Source organism: Couchioplanes caeruleus, from assembly GCF_023499255.1.
GTDB classification, from domain to species: Bacteria; Actinomycetota; Actinomycetes; order Mycobacteriales; family Micromonosporaceae; genus Actinoplanes; species Actinoplanes caeruleus_A.
Map to the genome: position 1 here is coordinate 2,986,676 of NZ_CP092183.1, position 18,990 is coordinate 3,005,665.

Below are 18,990 nucleotides of genomic sequence, written 5' to 3' on the forward strand. Positions count from 1 at the left end.
TGACCTTGTGCATGTCGCGTACGAGGCTCTCGATCGGCCGTGTCAGGATGGCCGGGATGCGACTTCCCACCTTGCGCCGGACCCGGAGCGTCGAACCCGGGGCTGTCTCCGGCACCGCCCGTCTCGACCGCCGGACCAAGCGCCTGGTCGGGCGGCTGCGCCCCGGTGACATCGCGGTGATCGACCACGTCGACATCGACCGGGTCGCCGCCGACTCGCTGGTCGCCGTCGGGGTGGCCGCCGTGCTCAACGCCAAGCCGTCGATCTCCGGGCGCTACCCGAACCTGGGCCCCGAGGTGCTCGTGCAGGCCGGCATCGTGCTCATCGACGACCTCGGCGAGGACCTCTTCGACCGGCTGAGCGAGGGTGACCTGGTCAGCCTCGACAACGACACCGTGCTGCTCAACGGGGAGCCCGTGGCCACCGGTGTGCGGCAGGACGCGCAGAGCGTGGCCGCCGCGATGGCCGACGCCCGCGAAGGGCTGTCGGTCCAGCTCGAGGCGTTCGCCGCGAACACCATGGACTACCTCAAGCAGGAACGGGACCTGCTGCTCGACGGCGTCGGCGTGCCGGACATCGACACCCGGATCGCCGGGCGGCACGTGCTCATCGTCGTGCGGGGGTACGACTACAAGGCCGACCTGGACGTGCTGCGGCCGTACATCCGCGAGTTCAAGCCGGTGCTCATCGGCGTGGACGGCGGCGCCGACGCGCTGGTGGAGTCCGGATACACGCCCGACATGATCATCGGGGACATGGACTCGGTCACCGACGACGTGCTGCGCTGCGGCGCCGAGGTGGTCGTGCACGCGTACCCGGACGGGCGCGCTCCCGGGCTGGACCGGGTGCACGGGCTCGGGGTGCAGGCGACCACGTTCCCGGCGGCCGCCACCAGCGAGGACCTGGCCATGCTGCTGGCCGACGAGAAGGGCGCCTCGCTCATCGTCGCCGTCGGCACCCACGCCAACCTGGTGGAGTTCCTGGACAAGGGGCGCGGCGGCATGGCGTCGACGTTCCTCACCCGGCTCAAGGTCGGCGGGAAGCTCGTCGACGCCAAGGGCGTGAGCCGGCTCTACAAGCAGAACATCTCCGGGTCGTCGCTGCTGCTGCTCGTGCTGTCCGCGGTCGCGGCGATGGCCTCCGCGGTGGCCGTGTCGACCGTCGGCCAGGCGTACCTCTCCGTGGCGTCCGAGTGGTGGGACAATCTCGTCTTCCAGTTAGGACAGCTCTTCTAGCCGGCCACCCGCCTGCGAAACTGGCCGGCCACCCGCCTGCGAAACGACCAAGAGGCTTTCTCCCGTGATCAACTTCCGGTACCACGTGGTGTCGCTCACCGCGGTCTTCCTCGCCCTCGCCATCGGGCTGGTGGTGGGCACCGCCGCGCTCAACGGGCCGGTGGTCGACACCCTCAAGGACCGCGTCGACGCGCTGAGCAAGGACAACAGCAACTACCGCGACCAGGCCAACCAGTACCGCGACGAGCTGAACCGCAGCCAGGAGTTCGCCACCCAGGTGTCGCCGGCGCTGCTCAACGGCAAGCTCACCAGCCGCAAGATCCTCGTCGTGGTGCTGCCGAGCGGCAAGGACTACGCGGACGGCGTGTCCTCGATGCTGGAGGTGGCGGGCGCCACGATCACCGGCCGGGTCACCGTCGAGGACAAGTTCTTCGACCCGGCGAACGCGTACGAGCTGCTCGACCTCGCCGAGCGGGCGTCGCAGACCACCGTGCCGGCCGACGGGCTGCCGCAGAACAGCGACGGCGTGGAGACGTCCAGCGCCCTGCTCGCCCGCGCGCTGCTGCAGAAGGCGCCCGCCGTCACCGAGCAGGACCTGACCGCCGTGCTGACGGCGTACACCGAACCGGGGTACATCGGGGTCTCCAAGGACATGGCGCCGGGCGCGGAGGCGACCGTGGTCGTCTCCGGGCTGCCGCCGGTCGACCGTGACGCGGGCAAGAAGAACCAGAACGCCGTCACGCTGACGACCCAGTTCTCCGTGAACCGGCCGGTCGTGGTGGCCGGCAACGGCATCGGCGAGGGCAACCTGATCTCCGAGGTGCGCGGCGACCCGAAGCTGGTCAAGGAGGTGTCTACCGTGGACAACGTGACCACCGCGTACGGCCAGCTGGCCACCGCGATGGTGACGGTGGAGCGGGTCGTGGCCGGCAAGGTCGGCCAGTACGGCGTGTCCGCCGGCGCGTCCGCACTGCTGCCCAAGGCCGTCGGCTGACCCGGCCCCGTCGCCGCAGCGCGCGGGTACGCACCACCTAGACTCAGCGGTCGGCCGCCGTGGGCGCGGCCCCGGCGAGTCAGGAGAACACACGCATGGCCAGCAGGGTGAAGTCGTCCGGCATCGGCGCGCTCGCCGCCCGCGCCGCCCTGGCCTGGGTGCGCAGCGATCCGCGCTCCGCCGAGCTCGAACGCACGAACTTCCACGGCCGGACGGTCTCGCTCGCCGGCGGGCCCGCCCTGGCCGCCGGCGCCACGCTGGGTGCCGCCGCCGGGGCCGCCGGCGCGTCCGCCGCCGCGGCGGCCGTCGTGGCGGGAGCGGCCTCCGGGGCGGTCGGTTTCTACGACGACGTGGTCGGCAACCGCCCGGAGCAGAAGACGGCGAAGGGCTTCAAGGGCCACCTCGGCGCGCTGCGCGAGGGGCGGGTCACCAGCGGCCTCGTCAAGATCGCCGGGGTGGGCGCCGCGAGCCTGGCCGCGGCCGCGCTGCTGGCCCGCGACCCGCTCGTGCGCGCACACCCGGCGCGGGCCCGCGGCGGCGTGCTGCGCCGTTCGGGTGACGTGCTGCTCGGCGCGGGCGTCATCGCCGGCACGGCCAACCTGCTCAACCTGCTCGACCTGCGGCCCGGCCGGGCGATCAAGGCCGCCACGATCATCGGTGCGCCGCTGGTCGCCGGCCGCGGCGGCGCGATGACCGCCGGCACGCTCGGCGCGGGCGCGGCGCTGCTCCCCGACGACCTGGGGGAGACGGTCATGCTCGGCGACGCGGGCGCCAACGCGCTGGGCGCGCTGCTCGGCGTCGCCCTCGCGGCGCGGACCGGACCGGCCGGGCGCGCGCTGGCGCTGACCGTGCTCGCGGGCCTGACCGCGGCGAGCGAGAAGGTCAGCTTCACCAAGGTCATCCAGGACACCCCGTGGCTGCGCGAGCTCGACGCGCTGGGCCGCCGCCCGGCTTCGTGACCTCCACGGCCCGCACCCGCGCGGGGGTGGCCGGCGCCGCCGCCGTCATCACGGTGCTGACCGTCGTGTCTCGGCTGGCCGGCTTCGGGCGCACGTTCGTCTTCCTGCACACGGTCGGCGCCGACGGGCTGGCCAACGTCTACAACGCGGCCAACACCATCCCGAACATCGTGTTCGAGCTGGTGGCCGGCGGCGCGCTGGCGAGCCTCGTGGTGCCGCTGATCGCCGGCGCCGCCGAGACCGGGGACCGCGAGCGGGTGGGCGCGGTCGCGTCCGCGCTGCTCACCTGGGTGCTCACGCTGATGGTCCCGTTGGCGGTGCTGGTGGCGCTGCTGGCCGGTCCGATCGCGGGGCTGCTCGACGTGCCGCCCGACCACCAGGTGGTGGCCGCGCGGATGCTGCGGGTGTTCGCCCCGCAGCTGCCCCTGTACGGCATCGGCATCGTGCTGACCGGGGTGCTGCAGGCTCACCACCGCTTCGCCTGGCCGGTGATCGCTCCGCTGCTGTCCAGCGTGACCGTCATGGGGGCGTACCTGAGCTATGCGGTGGTGGACGGCGCGCGGACGGACTTCGCCGGGCTGAGCCGCACCGGCGAGCTGATCCTGTCCGCCGGTACGACGCTGGGCGTGGTCGTGCTCGCGTTGTGCTTGCTGATCCCGCTGAGCCGGCTGCACCTGCGACTGAGGCCGGCTTACCGGTTCCCGGGCGACGAGGGCAGCCGGGCGCTGCGGCTCGGCTGGGCCGGGGCGGTCACCGTGGGGTCGCAGCAGATTCTGGTGCTGGTCGTCGTGGCGGTGTCCGTGGGCGGGGCGCTGACGGCGTACAACGCGGCGCAGACGGTGTTCCTGCTGCCCTGGGCCGTGCTGGCGGTGCCGCTGGCCACGGCCGTCTACCCCCGGCTGGCCGCCGCGGTGGCCCGCGGGGACGACGACGCGTACGCGGAATCGCTGGCCGCCACCGCCCGCCCGGTCGTGCTGCTCGCCTGCCTCGGCGCCGCCGCGATCGCCGCCCTGGCGTGGCCGGTGGCGTACCTGGTCGGGGCTCCCGCCGCCGCGCCCGGCATCGTCGCCTTCGCACCCGGCCTGCCCGGGTACGCGCTGTTCGCCCTGCTGTCGCGAGCCCTGTACGCCCGCGGCGCCACGGTGGCCGCCGCGACCGCCACCGCCGCCGGGTGGGGCATCGCCGCCGTGGCCGCCGTCGCGCTCTCCGCGGTGCTGCCCGCCGACCGGCAGATCATCGGACTCGGCGCCGCCAACGCGGTCGGCATGTCGGCGATCGGGCTGCTGCTGGGGCTGGCCGTACGCCGCCACGCCGGCCCCCGGTCGCTCACGGGACTGCCGCGGGCCGCCGCCGTGGGTATCGTGGCGGCGGTCGCGGCCGGGTTCGCCGGGTGGGGCGTGGCGGAGGCGCTGCGCCACGTCTCCGGCGGCACCCCGGCAGCGGGGACCAGCCTCCTGCAGGGCATGCTGGGCGGGATCGCGGTCGCGGTCGTCTTCGCCGCGGTGGCGTACCCGCCCGCCCGCCGCGACCTCCATCCGCTGGTCTCGAGAGTCACCGGGAGGAACCGCAGGTGAGCGACGCGGCGCAGGCCACCTCCGGCACGGTCGCGCTGGTGCTGGGCTCCAGCACCGGCGGCGTCGGCCGGCACGTCTCCTCGCTGACCCGCGGCCTGCTCGCGGCGGGCCGGCGGGTGCTGGTCTGCGGGCCGGCCGCCACCGACGAGCTGTTCGGCTTCGCCGCGGCCGGGGCGGAGTTCGCGCCGGTGGAGATCCCGGCCAGCCCGGGACCGCAGGACTCCGGCGCGATCCGCTCGCTGCGCCGGGCGCTGGCCGGCCGGGACCTCGACGTGGTGCACGCGCACGGCCTGCGCGCCGGGTTCGTGGCCGCGCTGGCCCGCCCGCCCGCGCCGCTGGTGGTGACCTGGCACAACGCCGTGCTGGCCCGGGGCCTGCGAGGCAGCGCCTCCGCGCTGGTCGAGCGGATCGTGGCGCGCTCGGCCGCGCTGACCCTCGGCGCCTCCGAGGACCTCGTCGAGCGGGCTCTGTCGCTGGGCGCCCGCAGTGCCCGCCTCGGCGCCGTGGCCTCGCCCGAGTTCGCTGCGCCGAAGCGCAGCCGCGCCGCCGTGCGCGCGGAGTTCCGCGTGGCGCCGGGCGCGCCGCTGATCCTGTCCGTGGGCCGGCTGCACCCGCAGAAGCGTTACGACGTGCTGCTGGAGGCGGCCGGGCGGTGGCGGGAGCTGGATCCGCAGCCGGTCACCGTGATCGCCGGGTCCGGGCCGAGCTACATGCTGCTGGCCCAGCGCGCCTCCGAGCTGCACGCCAAGTTCTACCTGCTCGGGCACCGCACCGACGTGCCCGACCTGCTCGCCGGCGCCGACCTCGCCGTGATCACCAGCGACTGGGAGGCGCGGCAGTTGTTCGCGCAGGAGGCGCTGCGGGCGGGCGTGCCGCTGATCGCCACCGCGGTGGGCGGGCTGCCGGGGCTGGTCGGGGATGCCGCCGTGCTCATCCCGCCGGGTGACGTGGACGCGCTCGACACCGCCGTCCGCGAGATGCTCGCCGACGAGGGCAAGCGGGCCGACTACGCCGCCCGCGGGCCCCGGCAGGCCGCGACCTGGCCGGACGAGGCGGACACCGTGGCGGACGTGCTGGCCGCGTACGCCTCCGTCAGCGGCGCCCGGGCGGGTCAGGGGTGAACCTGCTGCGGCGCCTGCTCGCCTCGGTACGGCGCGGGGACCGTCCGGACTCGGCCCCGCCGTCGCGCTCGCCACGCCGGCGGGCGTGGGTGCCGTACCTCCTCGTCGTCCTGGCCGCCCTGGCGAGCCTGGCGGGCCTCGCGGTGCGCCCGGGGACCGGGGTGCCCGGCGACACGGCCGACTACGTGATCGTCGCCGGGGCGGCCGGACTGCGCTGGGACGACCTCGACCCGGAGCGCACGCCGGCGCTGTGGCAGGAGGCCACCCGGGGCTCGATCGGCTGGCTGTCGGTCCGCTCCGCGCACCACGCGACCTGCCCCGCCGACGGGTGGCTGACCCTGGGCGCGGGCAACTACGCCGTCTGGGACGCCCGCCGCGTCTCGGGGAAGTGCCCGCCGCTCGCACCCGTGGTGGAGCAGCCCGACGGCATCGGCGCCAACCTGCCCGAGCTGCCCCGGATCGTGCGCGCCAACGCCGACAACCAGCCGTACGGGGCGGTGCCCGGTGCGCTGTCCGAGTCGGTGCGGTGCACGGTGGCGGTGGGCCCGGGGGCCGCGATCGCCGCCGCCCGGCCGTACGGGCGCGTCGACCGGTACGCCCCCGCGCTGCCCGACGACCCGCAGGGCCTGTTCGCCCAGTGCCCGCTGAGCCTGGTGGATCTGGGCACGATCAACGCGACCGGTACGGCCCGGCAGGCGCAGGTGGCGCTGGCGGACTCCACCCTGGCCCGGGTGCTCGCCGCCCGCCCCCAGCGCTCGCTGGTCATGGTGGCGGGCGTCTCGGACACCGACACCTCGTCGCGGCTGCACGTGGCCATCGCCGAGGGGCCCGGCTGGCGTGACGGCTGGCTGACCTCGGCCGGCACCGGCCGCGACGGCTACCTGCAACTGGTCGACCTGGCGCCGACGGTCCTCACCACGATCGGCCGGCCCGCGCCGGAGGGGCTGTTCAGCGGGCGTACGGCCAGCTCGGTCGACGGGCGTCCCGCTGACCTGGCCGACTCGGTGCTCGGCGAGCACGACGCCGACCGGCGCTCGGCCGCTCAGCGGGGCATCGCGGGCATGTTCTTCACCGGCCTGGCGGCGGTGCAGGTGGCGCTCTTCCTGCTCGTCGTGCCGCTGATGATCCGGGCGCGGCGGCACGCGGGCCCGACCGGCCCGGCCTCGGCGCCGCGGCTGATGGTGCGCTCGGTCGAGGTGCTGCTCATCGCGGCCGCGCTGGCGATCCCGGCGGCGTTGCTGACCGACGCGCTGCCGTGGTGGCGCACCGGTCGCCCGGGCATCGTGTTCGCGCTGCTGACCTTCGCGGTGGTGGCGGCGGGCACGGCCGCGGTCCGGCTGGCACCGCGCTATCCGCGCACGCTGTGGCCGATGGGGATCATCGCCGCCGCCGCGGCGGTGGTGGTCGGCGCTGACCTGGTCACCGGGGCCCGGCTCCAGCTCAACGGCGTCGCCGGCTATTCGGCGGTGGAGGGCGCCCGCTACTCGGGCGTGGGCAGCGTCGGGCTCGGCGTCTTCGTCGCGGGCGCGCTGCTGGTCGCCGGCTGCGCCGCCCAGAGGGTACGCCGCCCCTGGCGCCCGGTCGTGGTCGTGCTGGTCGGCGGCTTCGCGGTGATCATGGTGGGGAGCCCGTACCTGGGCGCGGACCCGGTCGGGGCGATCGCGGTCACCGCCGGGGTGTGCGTGGCCGCCGCGATCAGCACCGGCGGCTGGCTGACGTTCCCGCGCTTCGCCTGGGCGACCGTCGCGGGGCTCGCGGTGACGATCGGCTTCGCCGTGCTGGACCTGCGCCGGCCCGCCCTCGAGCAGGGCAGCGTGGGCCGGTTCCTGACCGCCCTGGGCGACGGTACGGCCGGCCCGGCGATCCAGCGCGCCGCCACGGCCAGCGGGCTCGCCCTGGACAGCCCGCTGACGTTCCTGGCGGTGGGCGGCGCGCTGATGCTCGCGTTCAGCCAGTTCTCCCCGTGGGGCGGTCTCAACCGGGTCTTCGGGCTGCACCCGGCGCTGCGGGCGGCGCTGGCCGGCACCACGGTCGCCGTCGTGCTGGCCGGGATCTTCGGCGGGGCGGCGTTCGCGGTGGCCGGAGCCGCCGCGGCGGTGGCCGTGCCCGTCATGGTGCTGACCACGATGCGCGTGCTGGAGCACGCGGCCGACCGGACGCGCCCGGACGGCGAGACCGACGGCCCGGGAGGGCCCGGCTTGTCCGCCCGGCACACCCCGGCGCCGGACAAATCCGGCGCGTCCGTGCGCTGACACGCGCGCGAGCAGCCCGGACGTGCGCGCGCGGGCGGGGGTGTTACGGTTAAATCCCGTGGATGGCCCGACCCGCGATCCGGATATCACCGGAGGCGGTCGGCGCCGGTCTGCAAGACCGAACTGACCGACCACGGGAGCAGGCCTTGGCAGCAACAGTGCGCGAGACGCGGCACATCTTCGTCACCGGGGGCGTCGCCTCCTCGCTGGGCAAGGGCCTCACCGCCTCCAGCCTCGGGAACCTGCTGACCGCGCGCGGCCTGCGGGTCGTCATGCAGAAGCTGGACCCCTACCTCAACGTCGACCCGGGCACGATGAACCCGTTCCAGCACGGCGAGGTGTTCGTCACCGACGACGGCGCCGAGACCGACCTGGACGTCGGCCACTACGAGCGCTTCCTCGACCGGGCGCTGTCCGGCAAGGCCAACGTGACCACCGGGCAGATCTACTCGGCCGTCATCGCCAAGGAGCGCCGCGGCGAGTACCTCGGCGACACCGTGCAGGTCATCCCGCACATCACGAACGAGATCAAGGAGCGCATCTTCGCGATGGCCGCTCCGGACGACTACGGCCGGGTGCCGGACGTCGTCATCACCGAGGTCGGCGGCACGGTCGGTGACATGGAGTCGCTGCCGTTCCTCGAGGCGATCCGCCAGGTGCGCCACGAGATCGGCCGGGACCGGGTGTTCTACCTGCACGTGTCGCTGGTGCCGTACCTGGCGCCGTCGGGCGAGCTGAAGACGAAGCCGACCCAGCACTCGGTGGCCACGCTGCGCAACATCGGTATCCAGCCGGACGCGCTGGTCTGCCGCAGCGACCGGGAGATCCCGGACAAGCTCAAGCACAAGCTCTCGCTGTACTGCGACGTCGACGCGGAGGCCGTCGTGGCCTGCCCGGACGCCCCGAGCATCTACGACATCCCCAAGGTGCTGCACCGCGAGGGTCTCGACGCGTACGTCGTGCGCCGGCTGGGCCTGTCGTTCCGGGACGTCGACTGGTCCAGCTGGGACGACCTGCTCGAGCGGGTGCACCACCCGCGCCGCACGATCACCGTGGCGCTGGTCGGCAAGTACGTCGACCTGCCGGACGCGTACCTGTCGGTCAGCGAGGCCATCCGCGCGGCCGGCTTCGCCAACACGGCGAAGGTGCAGCTGCGCTGGGTGCCCAGCGACGACTGCGACACGATGGCCGGCGCCGCCGCCGCGCTCAAGGGCGTCGACGGCATCGTCATCCCCGGCGGCTTCGGCATCCGCGGCATCGAGGGCAAGATCAATACTTCCCGGTACGCGCGGGAGAACGGCATCCCGATCCTCGGGCTGTGCCTCGGGCTGCAGTGCATGACCATCGACGCCGCCCGCAACCTGGCCGGGCTGCAGGGCGCCAACTCGCTGGAGTTCGACGAGCGGGCCCCGTACCCGGTGATCTCCACGATGGCCGACCAGGAGGACATCGTCGCGGGCAAGGGCGACCTGGGCGGCACGATGCGGCTGGGGGCGTACCCGGCGAAGCTGACCGACGGCTCGGTGGTGGCCGAGGCGTACGGCAGCACCGAGATCTCCGAGCGGCACCGGCACCGGTACGAGGTGAACAACGCGTACCGCGACAAGCTCGCCAAGGCCGGCCTGAAGTTCTCCGGCACCTCGCCGGACGGGCGGCTGGTGGAGTTCATCGAGCTCGACCGCGAGACGCACCCGTTCTTCGTGGCCACCCAGGCGCACCCGGAGCTGAAGAGCCGCCCGACCCGGGCGCACCCGCTGTTCGCCGCGTTCGTCAAGGCCGCCGTCGCGTACGCGGCCGCCGACGAGCTCCCGGTCGAGGTGGCGGCCTCCGCCGACCCCGACACCACCGTCGCGGCGGTGCCGGCCTCATGACCAGGTTCCAGCACGAGACGAAGTCGCGGGTGGAGAAGTACGCCGGTCCGGTCTTCACGGTCTACACCGATGAGATCACCATGTCCGGCGGTGGCACCGCCCACCGCGACGTGGTCGTCAACACGAACGCGGTCGGCCTGGTCGCCATCGACGACGTCGGCCGGGTCGTGCTCATCAAGCAGTACCGGCACCCGGTCGGCAAGCACCTGTGGGAGCTGCCCGCCGGCCTGTGCGACGTGCGGGGCGAGGACCTGACGGTGACCGCCCGCCGGGAGCTGGCCGAGGAGGCGGACCTGAATGCCGGCCGCCTCGAGCTGCTCGTCGACCTGCACACCTCGCCGGGGTTCAGCGCCGAGACGATCCGCATCTTCCTCGCGCGCGACCTGACGGCCGTGCCGGAGGGCGAGCGGCACGAGCGGCAGGAGGAGGAGGCGGACATCGAGATCTGCTGGGTGGATCTCGACGAGGCCGTCGCGATGGTGCTGCGCGGTGAGGTCACCAACGCGGCCGCGGTCGGTGGCCTGCTGGCCGCCGCGCGGGCCCGCGACGACGGCTGGGCGACGCTGCGCCCGGTCGACACCCCGCCGCTGGCCTGATGGCGGGCCGGGACGGGCGGGTCCTGTGAAGGTTGTGTGCAGGACCGGCCCGTCCGGGCCGCCGGCTGCCACGATGCGGGCGTGGAACTGGTCATCCTCTATCTCGCGCCGGCCGCGTTCGTCGCCGCGCTTCTCGCGTACGTGGTGGTGCGGCGGCTCGGGACCGTGAAGGCGGCGGCGCTGAGCGGCGTCGGGGCGTACGCGCTGGTCGCGCTCGCGTCGGCGGCCCTGATCGCGGCGGCGCTGGAGACGATGTGACCGGGCGTACGGTGGTCCGGTGGAATCCGTCTGGGACTACCCGCGTCCGCCCCGGGTCGAGCGCAGCGCCGCCCGGATCACCGTGACGCACGCCGGGCAGGTGGTCGCGGACAGCCGCCGCTGCCTGCGGGTGCTGGAGACCTCGCACCCGCCGGTCTACTACGTGCCCCGCGAGGACGTCGCGGACGGCGTGCTGCGGCCCGCGCCCGGGCAGTCGTGGTGCGAGTTCAAGGGCACGGCGACCTACTGGGACCTGGTCGTGGCCGACGCCGAGGTGGCGGCCGCCGCCTGGTCGTACGAGCGGCCCACGCCCGCGTACGCCCAGCTCACCGGTGCGGTCGCGTTCTACCCGGGCCGGGTCGGCGAGTGCCGGGTGGACGGTGAGGTGGTCCGGGCGCAGGAGGGCGACTTCTACGGCGGGTGGATCACCGCGGACATCACCGGCCCGTTCAAGGGCGGCCCCGGCACGCGCGGCTGGTGACTCGCCGGGCCCGGCTGCCGCAACGCCCGGCGGCGGTGGCAGGGTGGCGGGTATGCGACTGTCGATCTGGCCCGGCGCCGGGCAGCCCTACGCCGACATGCTCGAGGTGGCCCGCCACGCCGCCGACACCGGATGGGACGGCGTCTGGGTCGCCGACCACTTCATGCCCAACGCGGCCCCGGGCCGGCACCCGTTCACCCCGACGCTGGAGGCGGGCTCGCTGGTGGCCGCGCTCGGCGCGAGCGTGCCCCGGGTCCGCATCGGCACCCTGGTCTACGGCAACACCTACCGGCACCCGGCCGTCGTGGCCAACATGGCCGCCACCGTCGACCACATCACCGGCGGCCGGTTCACCCTCGGCATGGGCGCCGGGTGGCAGGTCAACGAGCACGAGCAGTACGGCATCGAGCTGCCCCCGGTGAAGCAGCTGCTGGACCGGTTCGTCGAGGCGCTGCAGGTGCTGCACGGCCTGCTGCGGCAGCCGCGCACCACCTTCGACGGCGCGTACTACCGGCTCGCCGACGCGATCTGCGAGCCCAAGCCGGTGCAGGACCCGCTGCCCATCCTCATCGGCGGGAGCGGGGAGAAGCGCATGCTGCGGATCGTCGCCGAGTACGCCGACGCGTGGAACACGTGGGGCCGTCCGGATCTGATCGCGCACAAGTCCGCGGTGCTCGACCAGCACTGCGCCGCGGTGGGGCGGGAGCCGAAGGCCATCGCACGGACCGCCCAGGCGCTGACGAAGGTCGGCGGGGAGCTGCCCGGCGACCTCCCGATGCCGGCCATCGGCGGCTCTGTCGCGAAGCTGACCGAGGAGATCGAGGCGTACCGGGCGATCGGCCTCGACGAGCTCATCGTGCCTGATCGCCTGCTGGGTACGGGCGCCGAGCGGCTGCGCGCGATGGACGTCGTCCGGGGAATCGTGGCGGTCTGACCGGGCACGGATACCCATCGGCGCCGACTTCTTGATCTTCGGGCGGCGGATCGGCAGTATCTTCCACTTGGTGGGACGGTAATCTGCGAAGCAGCCCGTCTCGGGTATGAGCCATCGACGTCTCTCCCGGAAAGGACGGTGTCGACTCGTGAAGGTCGGCATTCCGAGCGAAGTCAAGAACAACGAGTTCCGGGTGGCGATCACCCCCGCGGGTGTCTTCGAGTTCACCCGCGCGGGCCACCAGGTGTACGTGCAGGCCGGGGCGGGTGCCGGCTCCTCGATCAGCGACGCCGACTACGCCGCCGCCGGCGCCACCGTGCTCGACGGGCCCGACGACGTGTGGGCCACCGCCGACCTCGTGCTCAAGGTCAAGGAGCCCATCGCCGAGGAGCACGCCCGCATGCGCGAGGGCCAGGTGCTGTTCACGTACCTGCACCTGGCCGCCTCGAAGGAGTGCACGGACGCGCTCGTCGACCGCAAGGTCACCGGCATCGCGTACGAGACCGTCGAGCTGCCCGACCGGTCGCTGCCGCTGCTCGCCCCGATGTCCGAGGTCGCCGGGCGGCTGGCCCCGCAGGTCGGCGCGTACCACCTGATGCGCTCCGGCGGGGGCCGCGGCGTGCTGATGGGCGGCGTCCCCGGCGTGTACGCGGCCAAGGTCGTGGTCATCGGCGCCGGCGTGTCCGGCATGAACGCGGCGGCGATCGCGCTGGGCATGCAGGCCGAGGTGCTCGTGCTCGACAAGAACATCGCCCGGCTGCGCGCGGCCGACGCCGACTACCGCGGTCACCTGCAGACGATCGCGTCGAACGCGTACGAGATCGAGAAGGCCGTCATCGACGCCGACCTGGTGATCGGCGCGGTGCTGGTGCCCGGCGCGAAGGCCCCGAACCTGATCTCCAACGAGCTCGTGTCGCGGATGAAGCCGGGCAGCGTGCTCGTCGACATCGCGATCGACCAGGGCGGCTGCTTCGAGGACTCGCGGCCCACCACGCACGCCGACCCGGTCTACCAGGTCCACGAGTCGATGTTCTACTGCGTGGCGAACATGCCCGGCGCGGTGCCGCACACCAGCACGTACGCGCTGACCAACGTGACCCTGCCGTACGCGCTGGAGCTGGCCAACCGCGGCTGGCGCGACGCGCTGCGGGCCGACCCGGCGCTGGCCCTGGGCCTCAACACGCACGCCGGCCACGTGACGTACGGCCCGGTCGCCGAGGCGCACGGCATGAGCGCGCTCACCCTCGACGAGGTGCTGAGCTGAGCCTGACCGCGGCGGAAGACCGAAGCGAAAACAGATGACAGCACCGGCGTTGCGGCGGGCCGTGCGGACGTACCTCGATCACCTCACGGTCGAGCGCGGCCTGTCCCGCAACACCCTGGCGTCGTACCGCCGGGACCTGGACCGCTATCTGGAGTCGCTGACCGCGGCCGGCATCACCGAGCTGGCCGCGGTCACCCCCGCCGACCTGACCCGGCACCTCGTGCAGCTGCGCGAGGGCACACCCGAGCACCCGGCGCTGTCGGCGGCCTCCGCGGCCCGGGCGGTCAGCGCCGTCCGCGGCCTGCACCGCTTCGCGGCGCGCGAGGGCATCACCGGCCACGACGTCAGCCGCGACGTCAAGCCGCCCGCGCCGCCGAAGCGCCTGCCCAAGGCCCTCGACGTCGAGCAGGTGTCGCGGCTGCTGTCCGCCGTCACCGGCGAGGAGCCGCTCGCCCTGCGCGACCGGGCGCTGCTGGAATTCCTGTACGGCACCGGCGCGCGCATCTCCGAGGCGGTCGGGCTCGCCGTCGACGACCTCGACACCTCGGTGGTGACGCTGCACGGCAAGGGCGGCCGGACCCGGCTCGTGCCGCTGGGCTCGTACGCCCGCGCCGCGCTGGACGCGTATCTGGTCAGGGCCCGGCCCGTGCTCATCGCGGCGGGCAGGGGCACCCCGGCGGTGTTCCTCAACGCGCGCGGGGGAGCGCTGTCGCGGCAGAGCGCCTGGACGGTCCTGCGCCGGGCCGCGGCCGCCGCCGGGCTGCCGGTGGACGGAGCGCACGCCGTGTCCCCGCACACACTGCGGCACTCGTACGCGACCCACCTGCTCGACGGCGGCGCCGACGTCCGCGTGGTGCAGGAGCTGCTCGGGCACGCCTCGGTGACGACCACGCAGGTCTACACGCTGGTGACAGTGGACCGGCTGCGTGAGGTGTACGCCACCGCACACCCGCGCGCTCGTTAGGCGATGCGCACGAGTCCACGACACGCCACCACGACACGCCGAACGGGTGACCCGGGATGGGCAGCCCTCGTGGCGTACAGTCGGGCATCGGCTCCGGCTGCGGGTCGAGAGGGGGCTAGCGGGACATGGCGGGACACGAGCAGCGCGCGGAGGCCTGGACCTCGGCCCTGAGGGATCAGCAGAATTCCCTCGACCTGGGCGCGGACCTGGGCCCGGCGGATCCTACGGCGTACACGATGCGCCGGCCGATCCCCGAGCCGATGCCGACGGACCGGCACGGCCCGGCGCGGATCATCGCACTCGCCAACCAGAAGGGCGGCGTCGGCAAGACCACGACGACGATCAACCTGGGCGCGGCGCTGGCCGAGTACGGCCGCAAGGTCCTGCTCGTCGACTTCGACCCGCAGGGCGCCTGCTCGGTCGGGCTCGGCGTGAACCCGCACAACCTCGACCTGAGCGTCTACAACCTGCTCATGCAGGACGACGTCACCGCCGAGGACGTCATCATCAAGACCGACGTGGCCGGCCTGCACCTGCTGCCGGCCAACATCGACCTGTCCGCGGCCGAGATCCAGCTGGTCAACGAGGTCGCCCGGGAAATGGCCCTGGCGCGGGTCCTGCGCACTGTGCGCAAGGAATACGACTTCATCCTCATCGACTGCCAGCCGTCGCTGGGCCTGCTCGCGATCAACGCACTGACCATCGCGCACGGCGTGCTCATCCCGCTGGAGTGCGAGTTCTTCAGCCTCCGCGGCGTGGCGCTGCTGCTGGACACCATCGACAAGGTCCGCGAGCGGCTCAACTTCGACCTCGAGCTCGAGGGCATCCTCGCCACCATGTACGACTCCCGCACCACGCACTGCCGCCAGGTGCTGCAGCGCGTCGTGGAGGCATTCGGCGACAAGGTGTACCAGACGGTCATCACCAAGACGGTGAAGTTCCCCGAGTCCACGGTGGCCGGCGCGCCGATCACCACCCTGGACCCGGCGTCCTCCGGCGCCCGCAACTACCGCCAGCTCGCCCGCGAGGTCATCGCCGCGAAGGTGGAGCGAGGCTAGGAGTGCTCTTCGCCCTCGGCGAGCCGGTCGCGTTCGCCGCGCTCGTCGTCGCCTTCCTGCTCGGGCTCGTGCTGCGCGCGGTGGCGATCCGGCTCACCGCCCGCAGCCTCGGCCTGGCCGACCGCCGGGAGACCGTCAGCCCGCGCCTGCGCGAGGACATCGACCCGTTCGGCGCGGTCGCGGCCGCCGTCGGCGGCACCGGCTGGGGCAAGGTCATCTCGGTCGACGAGGTGCCCCGCTGGCGCGGCCGGGGACGCGCCGCGGCGGTCTTCCTGGCCGGCCCGCTGACCTGCATCGTCGTGGCCCAGCTCTGCTTCGCCGCGTACGCCTTCAGCACCGGCCTGAACGTGCTCGCCTACCTGCGGCCGGGGGAGATCCTGCACGCCGGCCTCGGCCTGCCGGTGCTCGACCAGGTGCTGCTGTCGCTCGCCACGGGCCTGCTCGCGTTCGGCCTGCTCGCACTGATCCCTATCCCGCCGCTGGACGGGTTCGGGGTGCTCTGGTCGGCGCAGAAGCGGCCCGGGCCGGGCATGCAGTGGATGCGGCTGTGGTTCGAGGACAAGAACCTCGGCGTACTGATCCTGCTCGTCCTCTGCTTCTTCCCGCTGGGCTATCCGCTGCTGCTGACGATCCTGGACGTCCTCGGCGTGCTGTTCCTGCGGATCTGGGGTCAGGTCTGACGCCTGGCGGTCACGGCCACGGTGCTGATGTGGACGGTCACGGTGTCGCCGACGGCCGCCTCGACGCCGGCGAGGACCTCGTCGCGCTGCTCCGGTCGCAGGGAGGTCATGCCTCCCGTGGTGAGCATCTGCTCCAGCCACTCGTCCCGGCTGTAGGCGTGGTCCCACTCGACGTGCCACTGGTCGGGCTCGGCGAAGGCGCCGGACGCCCGCATGCCGTCGGCGGCCCGGGTGAGCAGCGGCTGGTAGCCCGGCACCCCTGGCCGGGCGACCCCGGGCCGCAGTGGCGAGTCGGGCACGACCCGCAGATACGCCTCGGCGGCGGCCTCGGCCACGTCGGCCGGCGGGGCGAAGATGTGCCAGACGGGGGCGAGCAGGCCGCCCGGCCGCAGCACCGCCGCGGCCTTGACCGCGCCCGCGACCGGGTCGATCCAGTGCCAGGCCGTCCCGGCGACGACCGCGTCGAAGGTCCGCCCGGCGGCGTTCCAGTCCTCGAACGGCGCCACCTCGACCTCGAGCCCGGTGCGGCGGGCGAAGGCGGCCATCCGCTCGTCCGGTTCGACGCCGAGCACCGTGCAGCCGGCGCCGCGCAGCTGGCGGGCCTCGATGCCGGTGCCACAGCCGACGTCCAGCAGGTGGCGGCCCGGTGCGGCGGCCACGATCCGGTCCAGGACGACGTCCGGGTAGCGGGGCCGGGCGCGGTCGTAGCGGTCCGGGTCCACGCCGAACGACCGGGACACGTGGTGCTCGCGGTGGGGCTCCGACGGTAGAGTGGGCATGTGCCCATTCATAGTGGGCATGCGCCCACTCGTCAACCGCCCACTCGTCAACCGCCTTCTCGCCGAACGGAAAGTGAGCGTCGCAGGTGCCGACCGGGGTCGCGATCAGAGACGTACGCCAGCAGTTGTTCGACGCGGCCGAGCGGGTGCTGCTGCGCGCCGGCCCGAGCGCGCTGACCAGCCGTACGGTCACCGCGGAGGCGGGCGTCGCGAAGGGCGTGCTGCACCGGCACTTCGCCGACTTCGACGCGTTCCTCGCCGACTTCGTCCTGGACCGCATCGACCGGATGGACGCGGGCGCCCTGCGCGACTCGGCGGGGACGGGCACCGTCGCCGGCAACCTCGCCGACGCGCTCACGGCAGTGTTCGGTTCGGTGGCGCTCGCGATCGTGCCGCTCGTGACGTTCCGCGACGAGCTGCGGGCCCGGCTGCGGCACACCTGGCCCGCCGGCATCCCCGTGCTGACGGACGCGGTGATCATGATCGGCGGGTACCTGGCCGCCGAGCAGGAGCTGGGCCGGGTGGCGGCGGACGCGGACGCGGACACGCTCGCGGCGATGCTGATCGGGACGGCCCACCTGAAGTTCGCCGGAGGCGGTGCGCCGGATCCGGCCGCGGTGCGGACCGTGGTGACGACGGTGCTGGCTCAGGCGTTGAAGGAGCGGTAGACCTCCGCCGACCCGTTGGTCAGGTGCCCGTCGTACGGCCCGACCTTGCTCACCGTGCGGCCGTCGCGGAACACGATCTGCAGGCCGTGCTCGGGCTCCCAGGCGCATTCGCACTCGACGGACACGTGGACGCGCCCGTCGCCGTACCGGTCCCGGCTGACCACCGGCTCCGCGCCCGGACGGACGTGGCCGAGCACGTCGGCGGGGCCGGCGATCTCGACGTAGTCCTCGTCGCCCGGGGAGAAATGGGTCATGACATCGCGGTAGTAGGCGAAGATGTGCGGCGCCGCGGCCCGCAGAACGTCGGGGCCGTTGGCGAGGAAGGTGCGGATCGCCGCGTGGAAGTCCTCCGGCGCTTCGTCGCCGTCGTACCCCTCGACGGCGAACCGGCACGGGCCCCCGCCGAGCACCGGCACCGGGACCGGCTCGCTGAGGTACGCGTCGTCGTCCCGGGTGACCGGGCCGAGGCCGGGGATCTGCATGCGCCCACCATAGGGTTCCGGCCCAGGACGCGGACGTCCTGGGCCGGAGCTGTGCCGCGGGTGCCGGTCAGGCGAACGTCACGTCGCTGCACCACATGTACGTCTGGTCCTGGTGCGAGGCCTGCCAGATGACGAACACGATGTGGTTGCCGGTGTAGCCGGACGTCGAGACGTTGAAGGTGATGTCCTACGCCGGCGCGTACCGTCCGGTCTGCGTGATGAAGTCGAGGTTGCCCCATCCGAGCTTCTGGGTGGCGGGGTTGTACCCGTTCTTGCTCACGTAGACCTTGAAGTAGTCGGCGCCGTGCGTCGCCTGGTCGTAGAGGTGGAGCGAGAAGTTGCTGCCGATGGTGGTGGTCTTCCAGGCGCCGGGCTGGTTCAGGCTGTCGTTGCGGCTCAGCGCGTTGCTGCACAGCTGCCCGTCGGGGGTCTTCGCCTGGAACTGACCACCGAGGCCGTCCCGCAGTGCGCTCATCCAGTTCCACATGGTGTCCGGGTTCGCCTGGAACGCCTGGTAGCACATGGGGTCCTGCTGCTGCATGGCCGGATCGGTGTGGTGGCTGCCCCACGCCTCCCAGCAGTGGTACGCCCGGGTCGCCGGGCCGACGATGGTGCCGTGGGCCTGGGCCGCGCCGCTGAAGGGCAGCACGCCGGCGACCAGCGCGAGCAACAGGACGAGTGCGCGCTGGGGCAGCCGCTTGGCCGGTCGGGATCGATCGAGCTTGGGGGAGAGCACAGTACGACCTCCGTTTCGGTGCAGATCATCATGGGAGCGCTCCCAGACAGTGAAGCAGCCAAGCTCCGAAATATCAACATTGAT

General features: G+C 73.5%; 18 protein-coding genes and 1 pseudogene. 16 read left to right on the forward strand and 3 right to left on the reverse strand.

From position 1 onward, the window contains the following. Positions 1-56: 56 nt before the first annotated feature. From steA to COUCH_RS14065, 15 genes are all read left to right on the forward strand, one after another. Positions 57-1,235 (forward strand): putative cytokinetic ring protein SteA, encoded by a 1,179-nt coding sequence (gene steA, locus COUCH_RS13995; protein WP_249612506.1) that lies wholly within the window; start codon positions 57-59, stop codon positions 1,233-1,235. Positions 1,236-1,299: 64 nt separating this feature from the next. Then, the gene (locus tag COUCH_RS14000; RefSeq protein WP_249612507.1) at positions 1,300-2,229 is read left to right on the forward strand and encodes a copper transporter; all 930 of its coding nucleotides are present in this window, start codon (positions 1,300-1,302) and stop codon (positions 2,227-2,229) included. A gap of 95 nt (positions 2,230-2,324) precedes the next feature. Next, a complete protein-coding gene (locus COUCH_RS14005) occupies positions 2,325-3,188 on the forward strand; it encodes a hypothetical protein (RefSeq protein WP_249612508.1) in 864 nt (287 codons plus the stop codon). Then, positions 3,185-4,762 (forward strand): murein biosynthesis integral membrane protein MurJ, encoded by a 1,578-nt coding sequence (gene murJ / locus COUCH_RS14010; protein WP_249612509.1) that lies wholly within the window; start codon positions 3,185-3,187, stop codon positions 4,760-4,762. The genes COUCH_RS14005 and murJ overlap by 4 nt, the downstream gene beginning before the upstream one ends. Continuing rightward, positions 4,759-5,883 (forward strand): glycosyltransferase family 4 protein, encoded by a 1,125-nt coding sequence (locus tag COUCH_RS14015; RefSeq protein WP_249612510.1) that lies wholly within the window; start codon positions 4,759-4,761, stop codon positions 5,881-5,883. Before murJ ends, COUCH_RS14015 begins: the two co-directional genes overlap by 4 nt. Positions 5,884-5,972: 89 nt before the next feature. Continuing rightward, positions 5,973-8,135 carry a hypothetical protein gene (locus COUCH_RS14020; RefSeq protein WP_430640980.1) on the forward strand — a complete coding sequence of 721 codons (2,163 nt, stop codon included), beginning with the start codon at positions 5,973-5,975 and terminating at the stop codon, positions 8,133-8,135. A gap of 146 nt (positions 8,136-8,281) precedes the next feature. Then, positions 8,282-10,006: a CTP synthase gene (locus tag COUCH_RS14025; RefSeq protein ID WP_249612511.1), complete on the forward strand. Its 1,725-nt coding sequence runs from the start codon at positions 8,282-8,284 to the stop codon at positions 10,004-10,006. Beyond that, complete coding sequence (locus tag COUCH_RS14030; protein ID WP_249612512.1) at positions 10,003-10,602, forward strand: NUDIX domain-containing protein; 600 nt, start codon at positions 10,003-10,005, stop codon at positions 10,600-10,602. Before COUCH_RS14025 ends, COUCH_RS14030 begins: the two co-directional genes overlap by 4 nt. Positions 10,603-10,683: 81 nt before the next feature. Further along, on the forward strand, positions 10,684-10,860 hold the full coding sequence (locus COUCH_RS14035) for a hypothetical protein (RefSeq protein ID WP_249612513.1): 177 nt from the start codon (positions 10,684-10,686) through the stop codon (positions 10,858-10,860). Between the two features lie 19 nt (positions 10,861-10,879). Further along, complete coding sequence (locus COUCH_RS14040) at positions 10,880-11,341, forward strand: DUF427 domain-containing protein (RefSeq protein WP_249612514.1); 462 nt, start codon at positions 10,880-10,882, stop codon at positions 11,339-11,341. Positions 11,342-11,393: 52 nt separating this feature from the next. Continuing rightward, entirely contained in the window at positions 11,394-12,275 is an 882-nt protein-coding gene (locus COUCH_RS14045; RefSeq protein ID WP_249612515.1) for a TIGR03560 family F420-dependent LLM class oxidoreductase, read from the forward strand. Positions 12,276-12,423: 148 nt separating this feature from the next. Then, positions 12,424-13,539 carry an alanine dehydrogenase gene (gene ald, locus COUCH_RS14050; protein ID WP_249612516.1) on the forward strand — a complete coding sequence of 372 codons (1,116 nt, stop codon included), beginning with the start codon at positions 12,424-12,426 and terminating at the stop codon, positions 13,537-13,539. Between the two features lie 34 nt (positions 13,540-13,573). Beyond that, complete coding sequence (locus tag COUCH_RS14055; protein ID WP_249612517.1) at positions 13,574-14,503, forward strand: site-specific tyrosine recombinase XerD; 930 nt, start codon at positions 13,574-13,576, stop codon at positions 14,501-14,503. Between the two features lie 125 nt (positions 14,504-14,628). Further along, entirely contained in the window at positions 14,629-15,561 is a 933-nt protein-coding gene (locus tag COUCH_RS14060) for a ParA family protein (protein ID WP_199517131.1), read from the forward strand. A gap of 2 nt (positions 15,562-15,563) precedes the next feature. Beyond that, complete coding sequence (locus COUCH_RS14065) at positions 15,564-16,241, forward strand: hypothetical protein (protein WP_249612518.1); 678 nt, start codon at positions 15,564-15,566, stop codon at positions 16,239-16,241. On the opposite strand, the gene COUCH_RS14070 is transcribed toward COUCH_RS14065, so the two are convergent. After that, positions 16,232-17,020: a class I SAM-dependent methyltransferase gene (locus tag COUCH_RS14070; protein ID WP_249612519.1), complete on the reverse strand. Its 789-nt coding sequence runs from the start codon at positions 17,018-17,020 to the stop codon at positions 16,232-16,234. The genes COUCH_RS14065 and COUCH_RS14070 overlap by 10 nt on opposite strands. A gap of 86 nt (positions 17,021-17,106) precedes the next feature. Here COUCH_RS14070 and COUCH_RS14075 point away from each other — a divergent pair, with 86 nt between their 5' ends. Then, complete coding sequence (locus COUCH_RS14075) at positions 17,107-17,688, forward strand: TetR/AcrR family transcriptional regulator (RefSeq protein WP_249612520.1); 582 nt, start codon at positions 17,107-17,109, stop codon at positions 17,686-17,688. On the opposite strand, the gene COUCH_RS14080 is transcribed toward COUCH_RS14075, so the two are convergent. Together COUCH_RS14080 and COUCH_RS14085 are read right to left on the reverse strand one after the other, a co-directional pair. After that, a complete protein-coding gene (locus COUCH_RS14080; protein ID WP_249612521.1) occupies positions 17,667-18,170 on the reverse strand; it encodes a DUF6985 domain-containing protein in 504 nt (167 codons plus the stop codon). The two genes, COUCH_RS14075 and COUCH_RS14080, sit on opposite strands and share 22 nt — an antisense overlap. Before the next feature lie 67 nt (positions 18,171-18,237). Then, positions 18,238-18,906, reverse strand: a pseudogene (locus COUCH_RS14085) (lytic polysaccharide monooxygenase auxiliary activity family 9 protein). Positions 18,907-18,990: the final 84 nt, after the last annotated feature.

Bases quoted from the DNA above. Each gene is read 5' to 3' on its own strand.
- steA (WP_249612506.1), top strand. From the start codon at position 57: ATGCGACTTCCCACCTTGCGCCGGACCCGGAGCGTCGAACCCGGGGCT.
- COUCH_RS14005 (WP_249612508.1), top strand. From the start codon at position 2,325: ATGGCCAGCAGGGTGAAGTCGTCCGGCATCGGCGCGCTCGCCGCCCGC.
- COUCH_RS14030 (WP_249612512.1), top strand. From the start codon at position 10,003: ATGACCAGGTTCCAGCACGAGACGAAGTCGCGGGTGGAGAAGTACGCC.
- COUCH_RS14045 (WP_249612515.1), top strand. From the start codon at position 11,394: ATGCGACTGTCGATCTGGCCCGGCGCCGGGCAGCCCTACGCCGACATG.
- COUCH_RS14055 (WP_249612517.1), top strand. From the start codon at position 13,574: ATGACAGCACCGGCGTTGCGGCGGGCCGTGCGGACGTACCTCGATCAC.
- COUCH_RS14060 (WP_199517131.1), top strand. From the start codon at position 14,629: ATGGCGGGACACGAGCAGCGCGCGGAGGCCTGGACCTCGGCCCTGAGG.
- COUCH_RS14070 (WP_249612519.1), bottom strand. From the start codon at position 17,020: ATGCCCACTCTACCGTCGGAGCCCCACCGCGAGCACCACGTGTCCCGG.
- COUCH_RS14080 (WP_249612521.1), bottom strand. From the start codon at position 18,170: ATGCAGATCCCCGGCCTCGGCCCGGTCACCCGGGACGACGACGCGTAC.